Genomic DNA, 18,276 nt, shown 5'->3' with positions numbered 1-18,276 from the left:
GTGATAGGAAATCATCTGTTCCCTGTAACCTGTTCCCTATAACCTATTCCTTATTCCCTTCCTTGACGTATTGCTCGTGAAACTCTAAAGCAACTTTCTCAATCACGTCGTAAGCTTCTACGGTCTGTATGCCAGCTTGGAGCAGTTTTTCTTTGGGGGATTCGCCAATTTTGGCAACTAAAACTGCTTTGCAATCTGCTATTGTTTTCACAATATTGTCAAATGTGGCAGCTTCGCCGTATCCACCTTGACAATAGTGATCTACCTTACGGTGACTGATAAACTTAACTTCGCTACCATCCACTTCGTAAACTTGGAATTCCTTCACATGACCGAAATGTTGGTTAACTAATCCGCCGCCTTTGGTTGCGACTGCAACTAAGATTTTAGGGCTGTTGGCAACTTGTTGCTTGCCAATCAATACCTTTTCTTTCGCTACTTTCAGTTCTTCTCTAAACTTTTCAATACCTGCGTGTACTTCTTGGCGTTTACCGAAGTCGTATTCTGAATCCATTTCCAAGAATTTATCTTTGGTAAACTCTTGGCTGCGGTCTTCTCCTAACAAACCTACAGCATCGGCACGGCACTGGCGGCAATGGCGCATCATTTTCATGTTGCCGGCACATTGGTCTTGGACTGATTTCAGTTCTTTCTGGGAAGGGCCGCGCTGACCTGTTAAGCCGAAGTGTGTACCATGTTCTGGTGCAGAAATTAGAGGCATGATGTTGTGCAAGAATGCACCGTTTTCCCGAATCATCTTGTTGACTTCAACTAGATGTTGGTCGTTGATACCGGGAATCATGACGGAGTTGACTTTGCACAAGATGTCAGCTTCTCTGAGGGCTTGTAAGCCTTCCATCTGCTTCTCTAGGAGAATCTTAGCTCCTTCTACGCCTCTATAGCGTTTACGTTTGTAGTGAACCCAAGAATAAATCTGTGCGCCGATTTCTGGGTCAATAGTATTCAGAGTAATGGTAACGTGGTCGATATTTAGTTGTTTAATGCGATCGATATATTCCGGCAGCATTAAACCATTGGTTGATAGACACAGCTTAATATCTGGGGCTTTGTCTGCTATCAACTCAAAGGTGCGGAAAGTCTTTTCTGGGTTCGCCAGAGGATCGCCAGGGCCAGCAATTCCCAAAACTGTCATTTGGGGAATTTTGCCAGCAATTACTAAAGCTTTGTGTGCTGCTTCTTCTGGTGTGAGTAATTCGCTAACTACTCCAGGACGACTTTCATTAGCGCAGTCATATTTACGATTGCAATAGTTGCACTGAATGTTACAGGCAGGAGCTACTGCAACGTGCAACCTGGCATAATGATGATGAGCTTCTTCGCTGTAGCAGGGATGTTTAGCAATGCGTTCTTGAAGCTTTTCGTCCATTTCCACGGTGGAGCTGCTTTTGCTATCGCATCCGCAACCACCTGATTTTGCTTGGGTAGAGGTCGATTCAGTAACGGAAGAGCCTGTAACTGGTAGTGTCATTGAATTTCGCAAAGGTCGGTGGACTAGCTGCCACTGTGGGAGATGCTGTTGCTACTCTTGTTGCCTGACGAATGGAAGTCGCTTCTGTTACACTACCTGTAGCGGATTCGCTCAGTAGGTTAGGCGATGAAGTCCTGGGGTTTCGGCTGGTGTGTGTCAACTTTGGTTCTTGGTAGAATTTGTGTGTACAGCCGCGACTTCTATTCAGGAAGGCATAGTGCTATCTCATCCCTCCACTCACTTTTCGCTTTTGTTTTATGTAGAAGCGTTAAGTGATTGGCGATATAAGATTTATAGCAGTAGTCTTTGACTGCCTCGCTGCGACACTCTGGAATAGAATTTATTGGATTTATTAGGGTTGTACTCAAAATCTAAAACTGTGATTTTGAGCGGGTTTAAATAAGTTTAAAAAATCTTTTCGGGTAGGGGTTCTAGTATTTTTTAGTTGGGGTACGAGTATTTATGGAAAGGGGTTCAGGATTTAGTTGTACTCATCTATGACCCAATACTAGCAAAGGTTTGAGTGCTGTTTGGGCTAATTTATGACTATACAGTTTTGTACTCAAATCCTCCAGAAATCTTGCTCAAAGTCATAATTAGCAAGGGATTGAGGAGGGAAAAACTGGGGTAGATTACGTTGTAATACCCCAGATACGTGCGAAATTCAATTCTGTATCCAACATATCATTTTTTTTTAGGGAAAAATGTAATTCATATTTTTTTAATGTTTAATTAAAAGTGATATTCAATAGTGCTGATAAGTCTTATATAGTAAGCTTTACAAGCTTTGATAAAGGGCAATATTAATGCAGATCATTTTCAATAATTTTAACTTTATTTCTGTTTTGATTCTAGGTTTAAATACTCTCGAAATCTAGAGAATGATAATTTGCACCATTCTCAATCAGGCTAACCTGATTATTTCAGGACTTACGCAGGTGCGTGACGCGATAAGTCTCATGACTACGTTCAAATATTCTCGCTGCGTCACGCACCCTACAGAAAAAATATGCCAGTTGCGTAAGTCCTGTTTATTTAATCCACATTCTTGATAAACCTCCACTCCCCTCCGCCTACAAAAAAGTAATTAATACCTATCCTTCCCAATTAATAACAAAACTTGCTGAATTTTAAGATTCATGTAATTTAACAAGCATCAAGTTGTTTTAAGTACAACCTGAATCATAATCAGGAAGTAGTTTTGAGCGATCGCAACATCAGAAAAAAACCCAAATACCCCACTTCATAAACGCTTCCAGTTTTGGGAAAATCAATCAAAATAAATAGGCTGCAAAGCAGGGGGAGACAAAGGAAACAAGGGAGACAAGGAATATTTTTACCCAGTCCCCAGTCCCCAGCGATGCACTGAGCAGTTCGACAGGCTCACTGTATCACTTGTCGAAGTGTCCCCAGTCCCAATTTAAATTTACAAGGGAGAACATATTAATGAAATTAGCTTACTGGATGTATGCCGGGCCAGCCCACATTGGCACTCTGCGAGTCGCCACCTCTTTTAAAAACGTCCACGCCATCATGCACGCGCCTATAGGTGACGACTACTTTAACGTCATGCGCTCCATGCTATCGCGGGAAAGGGACTTTACCCCAGTGACAACCAGTGTAGTTGACCGCAACGTGTTGGCGCGTGGTTCTCAAGAAAAGGTGGTAGATAATATTACCCGCAAAGATACAGAGGAAAGTCCAGACTTAATTGTATTAACTCCCACCTGTACCTCTAGTATTCTGCAAGAAGACCTAGGAAACTTTGTCGAACGGGCGCAGATAGAAGCCAAAGGGGATGTGATGCTGGCGGATGTAAATCACTACCGTTTCAACGAACTACAAGCAGCCGATCGCACTCTACACCAAATTGTGCAGTTCTACCTTGAGAAAGCTCGTAAAAAAGGCGAACTACCAACGGGTAAGACAGAAAAACCCTCAGTTAACATCATCGGGATTTCTACCCTTGGTTTCCACAATAACCACGACTGCACCGAACTCAAAAGGCTGATGGCTGATTTGGGAATTGAGGTAAACGCCATCCTTCCTGAAGGTGCGTCAGTTCATGAATTGAAGAACTTACCGAGAGCTTGGTTTAACCTCGTCCCTTACCGGGAATTAGGGCCAATGACTGCTGATTACCTGCAAACAGAGTTTGGTACACCCTACGTAGATATTGCCCCGATGGGTGTTGTAGAAACTGCCAAATGTATCCGTAAAATTCAGCAGATAATTAACGAGCAAGGTGCAAACGTTGACTACGAAGAATATATCAACGAGCAAACCCTGTATGTTTCTCAAGCTGCTTGGTTCTCGCGTTCTATCGACTGTCAAAACTTGACTGGTAAAAAAGCTGTGGTATTTGGTGACAATACCCACGCCGCCGCCCTGACCAAGATTCTGTCACGGGAAATGGGGATTCACGTAGTTTTAGCGGGAACATACTGTAAATACGATGCTGATTGGTTTCGTGAACAGGTAAGCGGATATTGTGATGAAGTGCTGATTACTGAAGATCATGGCGAAATTGGGGATGCGATCGCTCGCGCTGAACCCTCCGCCATCTTCGGTACACAAATGGAACGCCACGTGGGTAAGCGTTTGGATATTCCTTGCGGTGTAATTGCTGCACCTATCCATGTCCAAAACTTCCCCATTGGTTACAAACCATTCTTGGGTTACGAAGGGACAAATCAAATTACAGATTTAATCTACAATTCCTTTACTTTAGGAATGGAAGATCATCTATTAGAAATCTTCGGCGGACATGATACCAAAGAAGTAATTACCAAAGGCATTTCTGCCGGCTCTGACCTCAATTGGACAAAAGACGGTTCAGCCGAATTGAACAAAATTCCTGGTTTTGTGCGCGGTAAAGTCAAGCGAAATACTGAAAAATTTGCCCGCGATCGCGGCATTAAAGATATCTCGGCTGAGGTACTATACGCCGCGAAAGAAGCAGTTGGAGCTTAGTTTTCCAGGTAGCTAAATTGAGTAAGGAGTAAATATCACTCCTTACTCATTCACATTGGTTAAGAGGAAGTTTGAAAAGTCTGTTTCTTTGTCATGTTGAATGCAGCGTAGCGGAATGAAACATCTCGGTATGTGCCACAAAGCCTAGATTCTTCCTTACGCTCCGCTCCAGTCAGAATGACATTTTTATACCTACTGAAACTTTTCAAACACCCTCTACGCGCAGTAATTGCCATATTTATTGCGAATTGCGTTAGCGGAGCGGGACGTTAGTCCATTGCGAATTGGTTTTATCTACCTTTTAATAGAGGTATAAATCTTTCCCAAGAGTGTTAAAAACTGGCTAACTCAGTTGTTACAATCACCCCAGCAATAAAAAAATTACTTAAGGTGTTAGTTATGACTGATGAAGTTAAGCCCAATCCTAGTGAAGCTCCTACCCATGATGCACAACTAGTTGCTGAAAGTATAGCTAGTGGTGATACAAAAGCACCAGAGGTTAATTTTGACGCTGACTATGCAGCCGCACAGCAATTGAGTCAAGGTGTTGTTGTGGAAGCAGATACGACACCTGAAGATGAGAAATTTGAACCTGAACCAACAAAAACAGAAATTCAATCCACTGGTAATCCTGATGATTACTTAGAATTAGCGAAGGAAGTAGGAGCTTCAAAGAATGAGGCTGTAACTACAGTCAGTGACGATTTAGTCCAAAAAGCCCTGCAAAAAGGTCAACCTAAAAAATAGTCATTATTCATTTATTAGGTGGGTGTAAATAATAGACATCTCCAAAAATGTAGAGACGTTCCACGGAACGTCTCTACAAGGTTTCTGAAAAACGCATATTTAATTTCTGGAGATGTCTAATCAAATATTTGTAGTGTACCCCTCCAGGGAAGCAAGCTAGCAAGAGCGTCTGTCTACGACACGCTCCGCGTTCGCGCAGCGTCCCGCAGGGAACGGAGAGAACGCAGAAAGGACTTTAGTCATCAAAAAAGGGCTAAAGCCCTTACTACAAACGAAATTACAATATATTTACATTCACTACATCTAACAATTTTGTATGACTTGCAGCAATTCACTAGGTTGGTGAATTAAAAAATCAGGATTTTGTTTAGCTAGTATTTCAGGAGAATTAAATCCCCAGGTGACGGCAACTACTTTAATATTAGCTTTCTTTGATGCTTCAATATCTCTAGTTTCATCACCTACATAAATAACTGTTTGCGGCTTGAGTTGTTTTTGCTTAAGAACATTATTAATAATGGTGGTTTTGCCGAAAATTGTCACTCCTGAATAGATAAATTCAAATAAATTATCTAATTCATTAATTGACAAAAAAGCTGTAACGTTATCTTTGGAGTTGGATGTAATAATCCCTAGCTGATAACCATGATTTTTTAGTTCTAATAATGATTCTTTCATGCCAGGAATTGGTTTCAATCCCTGGATTTTATTTTTTAATTCAGCTTTTACCTTTTTGACTAAAAAAGGTATTTTAAACAGAGAAATTCCTGAATATTTAATAATTTCTCTCGATGAGAAATTTCTGAGGAGGGTGAATTGTTCTGGTGTAATTTGGATATAACCAAACTCTACCGCTAAACGATTGGCAATACTTACAAGTGCATCTACAGTATCTGCAATTGTGCCATCAAAATCAAAGATAATTACTTTCTGTGTCATTACATTGCCTAGATGCGTCAAGATTAGCACGGGCATTCCGTTTTAACATTTCTGGCTTAATCCGCCGCAACGCTGATGCCGGAAATCTTCTTTCCCACTCCTCATTTGAGATTTGCGCTAATTCTATCAGCTTTGGAGCAATATTTTCAGGATAGGGCTGAAAATCTACCACATCCGTGTCTTGAGCAAAACGCTGATTCCAAGGACAAACATCTTGACATATGTCGCAACCAGCTACCCAACCTTGCATATGGGGTGCGATCGCCTCTGGTAATTTTTCTGCCCGATTCTCAATGGTATGATAAGCTATGCAGCGATTAGCATCTACTACAAATGGCTGGGTAATTGCCCCGGTAGGACAAGCGGCTAAACAACGTGTACAACTACCGCAATGTTCTGTGTGGGGGCGATCGCTTTCTAGTTCCAAATTTGTCAATACTTCACCCAAAAATACCCAAGAACCATACTCTCTAGTGATCACATTCCCGTTTTTGGCAATCCAACCAATCCCAGCTCGTTGCGCCCAAACTTTATCTTGGATAGGGCCAGTATCTGCATAGTAACGAGCTTGCACCCCTGGCTCTAGGGATTGTAACCAAGTAGTTAAGGCTTTGAGTTTCTTGTGCATTACCTTGTGATAGTCTCTCCCCCAGCCATAACGGGAGATTTTGGCGTACTCTTCCCCTTCTGGACGTTGGTGTGGGGTGTAGTAATTAAGTGCCACACAAACAAGCGATCGCGCTTCTGGCATGATTAAGTTAATCTCCTGACGCTTTGGGTTATTCATCCACTCCATATCAGCGTGATAACCCATTTTGATCCATGCTTGCAGCCTCTCGGCTTCTGTATGATTACCCCTATCTACAGCAGCAATGCCAACTTTATGAAAACCTAGCTCTTGGGCTTTTTCCTTTACCACACTGCTGCTAACTACGGAACAGTAGTTCATTTCTCTAACCAAAATTTGCCAAAACTGCGGCTTATCGATTATACCTAACTCAGTCAAGCGTTGGGTTCAATATTTCTTACTGACATCATTTGTAAATTTTATTGGCGATTTGTAAATAAATAATGCAAAATGTGAACCAAGAGGTAAAGCTACCAGAGTGATGCGAGCCTCCCACTGATTCGCAGTGTACTTAAACCCATCGACTGTGGTGCAATCATGACATTCACTTCTGATTCCGCTTCCACCCGTTTCTCTCAAGCATTCAATCCCAGCATCCAAGCTGATGCTGTTACTTCTACTACTACCGTATTTCAAAGCCTGAGCGTAGACGATCAATTAGCCGTGCTATGGTACGCCTACACAGAAATGGGTCGTTCCATTACACCGGCTGCGACAGGTGCGGCTCGGTTACAATTAGCCGAAGGTCTGCTCAATCAAATCAAGCAAATGTCTCATCCAGAGCAATTGCAGGTAATGCGTGACTTAGTAGCCAAGAAAAATACTCAATTTACTCGCTCCTACGGGATTCTTAGTGCCAATACCAAGCTAGCTTTCTGGTATGAACTATCAGAATTGATGGTGAAAGGTTTTGTTGTCCCTGTCCCTACAGACTATCAAATCTCCCGTGATGGCTCTCAAGTATTAGAAGCACTCAAACAGTTAGACTTTGGTCAACAAATCACAATTTTACGTAGAGTCGTGGCTGATATGGGTTTTGACCCCTTAGCTTAATCTTTCCAACCTCAATGTCACACCAGTCAATGTTCCCAAGTAACAGCTTGGGAACAAACTCTTTCTCAGGTGAGATTTATTTGCTTACTAATACACGCCAATAGCAGCTTTTTTTATATCTGCTTTTTTATTTTAATTAATGTTCAGCGATCGCTATTTTAGGTAATTTTTATGAAAGCTGCTGAATATTCATCTCCTACAGCAAGCACTGTACCTGAGATTCCAGGAATTACAGAGTCTACAATCATAGAGTATTTCACAACTTTAAACGCTGGAAACTTTACAGCCACGGCGGCTTTATTTGCAGCCGAGGGTGTGATGTATCCGCCGTTTGAATCTGGTATTGTGGGGACAGATGCGATCGCTCGTTATCTACAACAAGAAGCCCAAGATATCAAAGCTGACCCTCACCAGGGAATAGCCGAAACCTTAGAAAATGGTCGTATCCAAATACAAGTTAGGGGCAGAACACAGACCTCTTGGTGTAGCGTCAACGTCCTATGGTTATTTAGCCTCAACCAGCAACGACAAATCCTCGAAACTCATATCAAACTTCTCGCATCGCCTCAAGAATTACTGGCTTTGCGTCCTGAAAAATAGCTTTCTATTTAGGGTTAACAATAGCTGATTGCAGAGAACGCATCAATAATTTTCTGCCCAACTCAACATCTGATGGCGCACATTGCCAATCTGGGTGTGCTGTCATCAACAAACTATCTAGAGCCTCTTGATCAAATAGATGCCAAACAAGACGGCCATTCATTTCAGTTTCCAGGGCATAGCAATTAATCCCAACACAGTGAATCATACAACCACTTGCTGCCCTAGCTAAAGTCATTTTTTCCCCTGGTTGGAGAGCGCGAAACTGACGCATCACCTGTTTCAGTTCATTTAGAGAAGACACCATCAACCCAGGCAAAGCGACTATTAAATCCTTATTTCCATTCACCGCTAGCCAGTAATGGCGGCTAGGATCAATCCCCTCTAACCAAGGTGACTCATCATCAAGACGGTAGCGTGGTGATAAGCAAAATAAGGCTTCCATAGGTGCAATCATGACTTTAGCTTTGATTTTGGAAAACTTTCTACTGCACTACTGCTTCACGTTGAAATTGATAAACGCGATACCAGCTTAATTACCTAAGTATCCAATAAGTAATAGCTATAAATCAAATAAAGTTAGCAAAAGTTATTAAAATAGTTAATATTTCTCAACAAAGTCTCTTAGGACTAAAAACACCTCAAAGATAATAACTTGGGCTGGGAATAGGGTCTGTGGGAGCAGGAAATATTTCCCTCAATCCCCAATCCCCAATCCCCAATCCCTATTAACTATTAGCGAGTTCTGGGATGGTAGCTTCTAGTTTTAGACAATTAGCACCATCAACTTGTAACTCATATTCCACTTTATCCATCAAACGATTCATAATCAGCCACCCATAACCCCCTTCCTGTTTGTCTACAGGATTAGGTGGAAAATAAGTAGACAAATCAAAGCCAGTACCGTGATCCCAAACCTCTAGAGAAATATCTCGATCCTTTAGTTCCAAACGCAGCAAAATAGGTATATTAGATTGCTCCTTGTGAGCATGACGGACTACATTGGAGTAGGCTTCGACCAATGCTAGACGCAAACGACTGGACTGTCTTGACCAATCAACAGATTCACCCAATTGGATTTTTAAACATCCCAGTAACCAGTTTTCAACGATGTTTAAATAATTTAAGTCACTTGGTACGTGCAGCTCACTTTTCATTACTTACAAAACCTCCAGAGATAGTATAGTTTGATCATCTTCTTGCACGGGGTTATCTGCCTGGATGCGAGCTAGTAAATGGTTTAGAGACAGTGGTTTTGGTTCGTCTTGTAATATTTGCCACAGACCATCTTGTTTCAGCATAGAACGACTTGTTGATAGAACGCCATCCACGGTTTTTGCGGGTGCTAATAATTTATTTGATACCATAGCTTCTGTAATTCCATCACTAGCAAGCAGTAATGTGTCTCCAGGTGAGAGAACTAGGCGACCTGACTGGGCTTGCCATTCCGGTAAGATTCCTATAGGAATACCTCGGACTTTGAGATAGTTTGGTTCTTCTGCTCCTGTGGCTTGGTCTGACCAAACCATTGGATAGATATGTCCAGCATTGGCATACACCAAATCTCTAGTATTCGCGGTAAAACACGCTAAGACAAGAGTAATGAAGCAATTGTTGCTAATTAAGTCAGTGCATAAAGCATGATTGAGATTATGTAGAACTACATTGGGATCAGCAGGTGTTTCCTGAGATAATTCCCGACGCAATACAGAAATAGCACTAGCCATAAATAAAGCAGCTGGTACACCCTTACCAGAAACATCTCCCACAGCTAACCACAAGTCTCCTTTGGGGTGGACAAAGACTTCAAAAAAATCACCGCCTACTTCTCGTGCTGGGTAGCAGCAAGCTTGTAACTTTGCACCTTTAATATCAGGTAAAGTTTGGCGTAACAGGTTATTTTGAATTTGGCGAGCAACTTCTAACTCAGCTTTAATTTGCTCTTGCTTTTCTTGGAGACATTGGTAAAGTTTAGCTTGGGAAAGAGCTAAAGCGGCTTGTTCTGATACACCTGTAATGAGTTGGATTTCTTCATCATGCCAAGGTTCGTCTTGACCCCATTGGTATAACGCCAGCACTGCTAACAGGTCTTGCTGGTAGGATAGGGGGACAACTAAGTAGTTACAAGATTTTTCTTCATATATCTCTTGAGAAATTTGACATTGACGAGTTGCTAGCACCTTGTCAATCAAAAGACTGGGGTCAAAAGCATTATCAGGAGTATGGAATGCCGGATTTTGATAAGAAAACTGGACTGGTAGTAGAAGATCATCTTCTACTGGTTTAAGTAGACAACAAGTAGCGTCAAAGGTTTGTCCGATTGTAGCGACAATCTTTTGCAGCATACTCTCATAGTCTAATGACTCTCGAATAGCCGTTGTCACGGCATTAAATAAAGATTCCCGTCGTAAAGCTCGACTTAACTCTTGAGTACGCTTTTTAACTACGCGATATGTTTCAGTAGCCTGCTCAACTAGAACTTTTAACCGTTCTGGATTCCAAGGTTTGGTGATGTACTTGAAGACTTGACCAGAGTTAATGGCATCTACCAAATCTTCGACATCAGTAAAACCAGTCAGTAAAATCCGAATGGTGTCAGGAAATCGCTCTACTGTTTGACTGAGAAATTCCGTACCGTTCATTTCTGGCATTCGTTGGTCGGAGATAATGACCGCCATTTCTCCTTCTTTGTCCAGAATTGCCAATGCGCCACGGGCATTATTGGCTTTGTATACTTGAAAATCTCGCCTAAAAGTGCGGTAGAGTAAATCTAAGTTATCTGGCTCATCGTCTACGACCATGAGCTTAAGTTTTTCTACCTCGGTTTGCGTCATATTTGACTTTTATTTGCAGGTAAATATATGGCAAGATAGTAAAATTTTTATCTCGTCCACCTAAAAATTTACTGAAAAAGCAGTTTTTTCCAGCAAAATTATTTGTTTTTACGAGTATAACTTTACTCTCGATGTTCTGTAGGCTTATATTGAATTTTCAGACGATGAAATTTTAGAAAATTAGGAGATTAAATTCAACCTACTAATCCAGAACGTAAGGCACGGACGGCTGCTTGGGTGCGGTCATCGGCGCATAGTTTGTTTAAAATATTGCGGACGTGAGTTTTAACAGTCCCAATTGTGATGTAAAGACGTTCGGCAATGAGTGCATTGCTACAACCCTCGACAATTAACTGTAAGACTTCTAATTCTCTTTCTGTGAGGGCGTAGGATTGAGGATTTTCTTGATTTTCTGGAGAATCTGGGTGTGAGCCAAGATATTTGCGATCTGCTGCCACATTGTCGGGCTGATGTGGATTTTGTTGTGCTTGTTGTAATACAATGCGAGCGATCGCTGGATCGATCCAAGCGTTGCCATCGTAAGTGACTCTCACCGCTTCCAACAAATTATCAAACTTAATATCTTTCATACAGTAGGAATCAGCCCCAGCCGCAAAAGCCGCTAACACCGCTTCTTTATTATCCTGAAGCGTTAAAATTAATACTTTTGTTTCTAGCTGATCTCCATTCTCACTGGCTTTGAACTCCCGTGTCAGTTCAATTCCATCTTTATCAGGTAATCCAATATCGACAATAGCAATATCTGGTTGTACCATTTTTAACATTTTTAACCCTTCGACAGCATTGGCAGCTTCTCCGACAATTTCAATTTCTTCCTTTTGTAGTAAAGCCATACGAATACCCACACGAGTAAGGTCATGATCTTCAATCAACACAATCCGAATTTTATTCATAGTCAACTTCTACCCGTTACGCTACCTTAACTTTAAAACTGAGTGTACTAAAAAGACTTAATAGATGCAGTGTAAATAATTTTGTCCGCAGATAAATATAGAATTTTACCTAATAGTCCACTTCAACGCGTTGGATATTGTGCCTCTAGTCTGCTTTGATGCTAGTCCCGGAATAGGTCTATCTTGGTAAGAATTTAGCAAAAATAGCTCATAAAACTCTGCTGATGAATTATAAGCTGTTTTTATCATCGACACTAGGCAAAAAACTATCTACCGCGTGGGTTCATTAGGGGTGTAAGGGTGTAGGAGTGTAGGGGTTGAAGGTGTTGGACGGGGATTGAAAAAGAACCCAACACTGTTGCCCCAAGGAACATGGCTTTTAACCCAAGGGTTAGGTTGGCTGCTCTTTCTTCCCCCTACACCCTTACACCCCTACACCCGCCCCAACGGGGCTTGGTAATTGACTAATTTAACTTTGAGCAGAGAGAAAGAGACACCCTATTAAAAAATTTGATAAACTATCGGTCTATATCATCTGGTGTGAGACTAATCAAGAGAAAGGCTATGTTTCCAGCCCCTAAAGTGTTTTCCGTTTTGGGAATACCTGTTCATGTGATGAATGACTATCCAACTTGGTTGCTAGAGTGCTGGCAACACAGCCGAGGAACTCATGTCATCACCCTCAATGCAGAAATGACCATGCAGGCACAGCAAAATCCTGCTTTGGCTAACATCATTCAAAGTGCCGAATTAGTCATTCCAGATGGTGCAGGGGTAGTTCTGTATTTACGATGGCTACTGTGGCAAAAAATCAACCGTTGTCCAGGTATTGAACTAGCAGAAATGCTGTTGTGTGCCATTGGACAACAACAGACAGACAAAACAATATTTTTTTACGGTGGTGCGCCAGGTGTAGCGGCAAAAGCAGCAGAGTTTTGGCAGCAACAAAATCCTGGGTTAAATATAGCTGGTAATCATTCTGGCTACCACACTGCTGAAGAAGAACAACAACTGCAACAAACTTTAGCGCAATTGCAACCGCAATTAATTTTGGTGGGTTTGGGTGTACCACGTCAAGAATTATGGATTGCCCAAAACCGTCATTTGTGTCCCCAAGCCATTTGGGTTGGTGTCGGTGGTAGTTTTGATATTTGGGCAGGGACAAAATCTCGTGCGCCTTCTTGGTTGGGTAATAACAATTTGGAATGGTTGTATCGACTTTATCAAGAACCTTGGCGTTGGCGGCGGATGTTGGCTTTGCCTAAGTTCGCGGTTAAAGCTTTTATTTATCGTTTGACAACTAAAAGTGCAGCTTAAAAATTCAAAATTTATTTTTAAATTTTGAGTGTTGAATTTGTGATTCCTAGGTATTTCCTGGGAATCATTATTTTTAGTCATTAGTCAAAGTCTAATTTTGAATTTTGAATTGATTAGCCCCAATCCCCATTTTTAGCAATGCCCGTATTAACCAATCCAGTCACAACTGAACAACAGACGGATAATCAAAAGCAACAGCACAGTGGTATTGCTGGTAACATGGTGCAACTAAGTGCTGTTACCAAAACTTACAGTAATGGCTGTCATGCTTTGTTAGATATCAACTTAGAGGTCAAAGAGAAAGAATTCCTGTTTATTACAGGGCCTAGTGGTTCTGGTAAGTCAACACTTTTAAAGCTGCTGTATGGTGAAGAATTACCTACACAGGGAGAAGTGATAGTCAGTGAATGCAATGTATCAGCTTTGCGGGGCGATCGCTTATCATTATTACGGCGACGCATTGGGATTGTGTTTCAAGACTATAAACTAATTCCCCAGCGCACAGTGGCAGAAAATGTAACTTTTGTATTACAAGCCCAAGGTTACACCCGCAAAGAAATTCAAAGGCGTTTAGAACCGACATTAAAACTAGTGGGGTTAATTTCTAAGGCTGATTGTTTTCCTAATCAACTTTCGGGCGGAGAACAACAACGAGTTAGTATTGCCAGGGCAATTGTAGGTACACCGCCTCTAATTTTAGCTGATGAACCCACAGGTAATCTTGATCCTGATAACTCCTGGCAGGTGATGCAAATTCTGCAAAAATTAAATTCTTTTGGGGCTACAGTTATTGTCACTACCCATGATGAACAACTAGTGCGTCGGTGTAATAAGCCAGTAGTACAAGTTCGTAATGGTAAACTATATCGCCAATCAGTAGTAAAAAGGGAGTAGGAAGTGGGTATTTCTTCCCTGTCACCTGTCACCTATCACCTGTCACCTGTCACCTGTCACCTGTCACCTATCACCTGTCACCTATCACCTGTCACCTACACCCCTACATAGAAACACGCGCCTTGATTTTGGTTGCTAGAGGCATAAGAGTTGGTAAAGGAGTGGATGGTAACTGCGATCGCTCCAAAGTTTGTATACTCTCAAAGGCTGCTTCTCGAATTGCGGTTTCTTCCTCTCGACTCAAGAGGAGATATAAACATCGCAGAACGTCTTGCTGTAATGCCAGATCAATTTGCTGACGGTTAACTATCTTAGTTAACCGACGGATAGTAATTAAACGCTTGATGGGATCTTGTTCTGTGAGATCAAGTAACAACCTCTCAAAGCTATCTTCCTGACGATGGCTGTAAAAGTTGACAATTTGCCAGACTAATAAAATTAAAGTTAATAAAGTCCCCAACCCTTGGACAATAGCCCCAGCAGCTATCCAAGGGCTGCTGGAGTCAGCCCAAATTGCCGCCGCCATATATGTACTGAGAGTAGCAATACCACCACTACTAACAGCTAAAACTAGTTGACGGTTGGGACTATTAAAAAACTTTTTAATTTCTCCCCAATGCGCTTGCAAGTCCCACTTTTGCATTGAGTAGACCACTAACATGACACTAATACCAACTACCAGTGCCAATAATAATTTCCAGTTCCACAACAGCATACCAACAAGTAACGTTAGCAAGCCTAGAATTACTCCAGGCTCTGAAAAACGCTGAATAGTCCGTTGCTTGGTGGCTTTGGTTTTAAACTCTGGAAGCAGCCAGTTGGGTATCTGGTTGATCAATTGCTGCCAAGAAGATACAGCCTTTGCCACAGTGTTTACCTACCTAATTACAAAATATCTATATAGATGGATGGATTCCACTAGGTACGGGAAAGTAAGACTGTTAGTAAAATCTGGAATTTTCAGCATTTTTCACACTTGCCACTTGCCTCGTACTCAGTAATATAAATCGAATTTCAATATTACTCTACAAGCATATCTAGGCTGAAGTAGCAAAATCAGGTTTTATTACTGATTTTTGTAAATTTTCAGTTTTAAAAGAATACTAAGTAATAGGCTGACACCTAAGTAAATTCTTTATGTTAAACACAAAAACGGAACTCATCGATGGTGAATTGACCATCAAAGGCGCAGAAAGTAATGGAGTGAATATTTTTAGCCGCGACCGATAATAAAATATTGGGGGATAAGGATGAATCAGAATTGGCGAGATTTGCGCCTGGTAAGATAGTTTGGCATAATAGTTGGCGATCGCAATTGTAGGCAGAAAGCACCAATCGCTGTGAGCTAGTGACACAGGTACTTACCCAATTGACAGGACGGAGGAAAGTAGCTTCTAAAAATCCACTCTTCGGTGAACCCATTAATACTGTTGACCCTAACTTAGTTGGGAAGGCTGGATTTGATGGTTGTATGGCTAGGGAATTTTGAAAAATTACACCCCATTGCTCATACTGACGCTCTACAACTTCAAAGCATTTTAAATCTTCTAAATTCAGAGATATACACGTAGGTACATCAAGCACCATGATATCTGTCACTTCTTCTAGTTGCCCACGCCTAGCTGAAGCTATGATTTGATTCTGCACACCCAATTTATCAAGTGCAAATGTAGGATTTTCAAATCTTGGTAGTTGATCTGATTGAAGAGTAGCCTGCTTGCCCACAATACCCCGCCTTACCATTAACCAGAGAAACACTAAATCAGTAAATACACCAAAAACGATTTCTCTTAATCTTGATCTCGATGATCTACAGCCGCCCTTGACGAACATTTTGCCTATCTAAGAAGTACAAAAATGTCCGTAAGTTCTCTGTAGACTATCACAAAAAACTTATCCAGAAGTATTTTTTAAGTGATCCTAGCTACCAAAATAAAATCTAATTAAACCTTGTTATATAGTAGTTACAGGCAAAATCAACTTTTATACAGGGAAAAAAAATTACTGAATCTTTACAAGTAAACTAGTGATTTCACATCAACTTAATCTGAGGGTTAACAGACCCCTAAAACCTCTAATTTATAATCAAAGATTTTATGAATTATCAGGAAATTGATCCAACCACCACTAGCAGATTCTTGCCAATGGTTTCGGTGGTTATTCCTATTTATAACGGTGAGACAGATTTACCAGACTTAATTAACTGTCTGATTTCTCAAACCTACCCCAAAGATAGGGTAGAGTACCTGCTGGTAGATAATAACAGTAGCGATCGCACCCTAGACTATCTCAAAACAACGGCTGCCAATTGCCCAATTACCATTCACCCCTTGAGCGAAACCCAAATTCAAAGCTCTTATGCGGCTCGCAATACAGGTATTCGGGCGGCGGTGAGTGAAATTCTGGCTTTTACAGATGCAGATTGTCGTCCCCAACCCCAATGGCTAGAAGCATTAATTCAGCCTTTTGTCAACCAAGACATAGTGATTGTAGCCGGGGAAATTACAGCACTCCCAGGTAAAACTTTCTTAGAACAGCACGCAGACCGTCAAGAAACGCTGTCCCAAAAACATACCCTGGCTCATCCCTTTTGTCCCTACGGTCAAACTGCTAACTTAGCTATTCGTCGTACTGCTTTAGCTACATCGGGTTTATTTCGCCCTCATCTCACCACTGGCGGTGATGCAGATATTTGTTGGCGCATTCTGCAACAAAACATTGGGCGGTTAGAATTTGCCCCCATCGCCACCGTTCAACATCGCCACCGTACCACATTCAAGGAATTAGCTAGTCAGTGGCGGCGTTACGGACGGTCTAATCGTTATTTACATGAACTGCATGGCGTAGCCTTAATGCCAGAGATGAAACTTAAAGATATTAGCTATCGTTTAGCACGTTGGTTACTTAAGGAATTGCCACGGGATAGTATGAGAGCGATCGCTGGTCAAGCTACATTCATAGATTTATTAAATACTCCCATAGGCTTATTTAACGCCAAAGCGCGGGCTGAGGGACAACGAGATGCCAAGCTACCAGAACGAGCCAAAACAATAGAATGGCTCTAGAAAATTTGAATTTTAGATCCAGGATTCGCTACATTGGAGACAGATAGACCTTAAGGAAATGTTCGATGTCAGCACAATTGTTACTGGTAGATGATGAACCCGGATTACGAGAAGCCGTGAAAGACTATTTACAAGAAAGCGGTTTCGGCGTTCAAGTCGCCAGTAACGCCCGTGAAGGTTGGGATTTGATGCAGCAAAATACACCCGATCTAGTGATTTCTGACATTATGATGCCCCAGGTAGATGGCTATCAATTTCTCAAGCAACTACGAGATGACCCCCGCTTCCAATCCCTGCCTGTGGTATTTTTAACAGCAAAAGGCATGACTAGCGATCGCATCCAAGGTTATCAAGCTGGTGTTGATGCTTATCTCTCCAAACCCTTCGATCCAGATGAACTAATTGCGATCGTCGAAAATTTACTTGCCCGGCGCACCGCCAAGCTAAAATTTTCAGGTGAAGAAAGCGAAACACCTAATATTGCTGAACTAGCCAATCAGATTGCTCAAATTAAAGCTTTATTAACTCAAAAAAGCGCAATTTCTCAATCTCCAGCCCCCTTCAAAATCGACTTGACCCCCAGGGAACAAAGTGTTTTAAACTTAGTGGCTGAAGGGCTAATGAACAAAGAAATCGCCCGCCGTTTAGAAACAAGTGTGCGAAATGTAGAAAAATATGTCAGTCGTTTGTTCAGTAAAACCGGTACTAATAGTCGCACCGAATTAGTTCGTTTTGCTTTAGAACACGGTTTAGCTAATTGATACCGTGAAATATTCCGTCAGTATTACTAGCACAGGTCGGCGTAAATAAGCAGACCATTTCA

The 18,276-nt window shown here is 41.6% G+C and carries 17 protein-coding genes; 8 read left to right on the top strand and 9 right to left on the bottom strand.

From position 1 onward, the window contains the following. Nucleotides 1-43: 43 nt before the first annotated feature. Entirely contained in the window at nt 44-1,489 is a 1,446-nt protein-coding gene (gene nifB, locus L6494_RS14455; RefSeq protein ID WP_237988414.1) for a nitrogenase cofactor biosynthesis protein NifB, read from the bottom strand. Between the two features lie 1,446 nt (nt 1,490-2,935). On the opposite strand from nifB, the gene bchB reads away from it, so the two are divergent. Next, nucleotides 2,936-4,462, top strand: coding sequence for a ferredoxin:protochlorophyllide reductase (ATP-dependent) subunit B (gene bchB / locus L6494_RS14450; protein WP_237988413.1), 1,527 nt, complete (start codon nt 2,936-2,938; stop codon nt 4,460-4,462). Between the two features lie 399 nt (nt 4,463-4,861). Next, the gene (locus tag L6494_RS14445; RefSeq protein WP_237988412.1) at nt 4,862-5,209 is read left to right on the top strand and encodes a hypothetical protein; all 348 of its coding nucleotides are present in this window, start codon (nt 4,862-4,864) and stop codon (nt 5,207-5,209) included. 303 nt (nt 5,210-5,512) lie between these two features. On the opposite strand, the gene L6494_RS14440 is transcribed toward L6494_RS14445, so the two are convergent. Then, on the bottom strand, nt 5,513-6,148 hold the full coding sequence (locus L6494_RS14440) for an HAD-IA family hydrolase (RefSeq protein WP_237988411.1): 636 nt from the start codon (nt 6,146-6,148) through the stop codon (nt 5,513-5,515). Then, nucleotides 6,123-7,097 (bottom strand): tRNA epoxyqueuosine(34) reductase QueG, encoded by a 975-nt coding sequence (gene queG, locus L6494_RS14435; RefSeq protein WP_237988410.1) that lies wholly within the window; start codon nt 7,095-7,097, stop codon nt 6,123-6,125. Before queG ends, L6494_RS14440 begins: the two co-directional genes overlap by 26 nt. A 216-nt stretch (nt 7,098-7,313) precedes the next feature. Between queG and L6494_RS14430 the strand changes: the two genes are divergently transcribed. Both L6494_RS14430 and L6494_RS14425 read left to right on the top strand, forming a co-directional pair. Beyond that, a complete protein-coding gene (locus L6494_RS14430) occupies nt 7,314-7,829 on the top strand; it encodes an orange carotenoid protein N-terminal domain-containing protein (RefSeq protein ID WP_237988409.1) in 516 nt (171 codons plus the stop codon). A gap of 171 nt (nt 7,830-8,000) precedes the next feature. Further along, nucleotides 8,001-8,429 (top strand): nuclear transport factor 2 family protein, encoded by a 429-nt coding sequence (locus L6494_RS14425; protein WP_237988408.1) that lies wholly within the window; start codon nt 8,001-8,003, stop codon nt 8,427-8,429. 4 nt (nt 8,430-8,433) lie between these two features. Here the strand turns inward: L6494_RS14425 and L6494_RS14420 are convergent, their stop codons facing one another. The 4 genes from L6494_RS14420 to L6494_RS14405 form a co-directional block, all read right to left on the bottom strand. After that, on the bottom strand, nt 8,434-8,874 hold the full coding sequence (locus tag L6494_RS14420; protein ID WP_237996010.1) for a hypothetical protein: 441 nt from the start codon (nt 8,872-8,874) through the stop codon (nt 8,434-8,436). A 283-nt stretch (nt 8,875-9,157) separates the two neighbouring features. Next, nucleotides 9,158-9,586: an ATP-binding protein gene (locus tag L6494_RS14415; protein ID WP_237988407.1), complete on the bottom strand. Its 429-nt coding sequence runs from the start codon at nt 9,584-9,586 to the stop codon at nt 9,158-9,160. A gap of 3 nt (nt 9,587-9,589) precedes the next feature. Continuing rightward, nucleotides 9,590-11,263, bottom strand: coding sequence for a SpoIIE family protein phosphatase (locus L6494_RS14410; RefSeq protein WP_237988406.1), 1,674 nt, complete (start codon nt 11,261-11,263; stop codon nt 9,590-9,592). A 194-nt stretch (nt 11,264-11,457) separates the two neighbouring features. Continuing rightward, nucleotides 11,458-12,177, bottom strand: a complete 720-nt coding sequence (locus L6494_RS14405) for a response regulator transcription factor (RefSeq protein ID WP_237988405.1) — start codon at nt 12,175-12,177, stop codon at nt 11,458-11,460. A gap of 564 nt (nt 12,178-12,741) precedes the next feature. Between L6494_RS14405 and L6494_RS14400 the strand changes: the two genes are divergently transcribed. Beyond that, nucleotides 12,742-13,494 carry a WecB/TagA/CpsF family glycosyltransferase gene (locus tag L6494_RS14400; RefSeq protein WP_237988404.1) on the top strand — a complete coding sequence of 251 codons (753 nt, stop codon included), beginning with the start codon at nt 12,742-12,744 and terminating at the stop codon, nt 13,492-13,494. A 138-nt stretch (nt 13,495-13,632) separates the two neighbouring features. Continuing rightward, a complete protein-coding gene (gene ftsE, locus L6494_RS14395; protein ID WP_237988403.1) occupies nt 13,633-14,388 on the top strand; it encodes a cell division ATP-binding protein FtsE in 756 nt (251 codons plus the stop codon). Between the two features lie 103 nt (nt 14,389-14,491). Here the strand turns inward: ftsE and L6494_RS14390 are convergent, their stop codons facing one another. Together L6494_RS14390 and L6494_RS14385 are read right to left on the bottom strand one after the other, a co-directional pair. Beyond that, nucleotides 14,492-15,256, bottom strand: coding sequence for an armadillo-type fold-containing protein (locus L6494_RS14390; protein WP_237988402.1), 765 nt, complete (start codon nt 15,254-15,256; stop codon nt 14,492-14,494). A 272-nt stretch (nt 15,257-15,528) separates the two neighbouring features. Further along, on the bottom strand, nt 15,529-16,131 hold the full coding sequence (locus L6494_RS14385) for a hypothetical protein (RefSeq protein WP_237996008.1): 603 nt from the start codon (nt 16,129-16,131) through the stop codon (nt 15,529-15,531). A gap of 353 nt (nt 16,132-16,484) precedes the next feature. On the opposite strand from L6494_RS14385, the gene L6494_RS14380 reads away from it, so the two are divergent. Then, a complete protein-coding gene (locus tag L6494_RS14380) occupies nt 16,485-17,453 on the top strand; it encodes a glycosyltransferase (protein WP_237988401.1) in 969 nt (322 codons plus the stop codon). A 65-nt stretch (nt 17,454-17,518) separates the two neighbouring features. Continuing rightward, entirely contained in the window at nt 17,519-18,214 is a 696-nt protein-coding gene (locus L6494_RS14375; RefSeq protein WP_237988400.1) for a response regulator transcription factor, read from the top strand. Nucleotides 18,215-18,276: the final 62 nt, after the last annotated feature.

Origin of the sequence: Nostoc sp. UHCC 0870, assembly GCF_022063185.1 — a bacterium.
Lineage (GTDB): Bacteria > Cyanobacteriota > Cyanobacteriia > Cyanobacteriales > Nostocaceae > Trichormus.
Note: the sequence above shows the minus strand (reverse complement) of the source record. Positions and strands in the feature narration are given on the sequence as shown.

Coding starts and splice junctions, on each gene's coding strand:
- L6494_RS14415 (WP_237988407.1), bottom strand. CDS start 9,586: ATGAAAAGTGAGCTGCACGTACCAAGTGACTTAAATTATTTAAACATC.
- ftsE (WP_237988403.1), top strand. CDS start 13,633: ATGCCCGTATTAACCAATCCAGTCACAACTGAACAACAGACGGATAAT.
- L6494_RS14425 (WP_237988408.1), top strand. CDS start 8,001: ATGAAAGCTGCTGAATATTCATCTCCTACAGCAAGCACTGTACCTGAG.
- L6494_RS14410 (WP_237988406.1), bottom strand. CDS start 11,263: ATGACGCAAACCGAGGTAGAAAAACTTAAGCTCATGGTCGTAGACGAT.
- queG (WP_237988410.1), bottom strand. CDS start 7,097: ATGAACTACTGTTCCGTAGTTAGCAGCAGTGTGGTAAAGGAAAAAGCC.
- L6494_RS14405 (WP_237988405.1), bottom strand. CDS start 12,177: ATGAATAAAATTCGGATTGTGTTGATTGAAGATCATGACCTTACTCGT.
- L6494_RS14385 (WP_237996008.1), bottom strand. CDS start 16,131: ATGGTAAGGCGGGGTATTGTGGGCAAGCAGGCTACTCTTCAATCAGAT.
- L6494_RS14430 (WP_237988409.1), top strand. CDS start 7,314: ATGACATTCACTTCTGATTCCGCTTCCACCCGTTTCTCTCAAGCATTC.
- L6494_RS14445 (WP_237988412.1), top strand. CDS start 4,862: ATGACTGATGAAGTTAAGCCCAATCCTAGTGAAGCTCCTACCCATGAT.
- L6494_RS14375 (WP_237988400.1), top strand. CDS start 17,519: ATGTCAGCACAATTGTTACTGGTAGATGATGAACCCGGATTACGAGAA.
- L6494_RS14420 (WP_237996010.1), bottom strand. CDS start 8,874: ATGGAAGCCTTATTTTGCTTATCACCACGCTACCGTCTTGATGATGAG.
- L6494_RS14380 (WP_237988401.1), top strand. CDS start 16,485: ATGAATTATCAGGAAATTGATCCAACCACCACTAGCAGATTCTTGCCA.
- L6494_RS14400 (WP_237988404.1), top strand. CDS start 12,742: ATGTTTCCAGCCCCTAAAGTGTTTTCCGTTTTGGGAATACCTGTTCAT.
- nifB (WP_237988414.1), bottom strand. CDS start 1,489: ATGACACTACCAGTTACAGGCTCTTCCGTTACTGAATCGACCTCTACC.
- L6494_RS14440 (WP_237988411.1), bottom strand. CDS start 6,148: ATGACACAGAAAGTAATTATCTTTGATTTTGATGGCACAATTGCAGAT.
- bchB (WP_237988413.1), top strand. CDS start 2,936: ATGAAATTAGCTTACTGGATGTATGCCGGGCCAGCCCACATTGGCACT.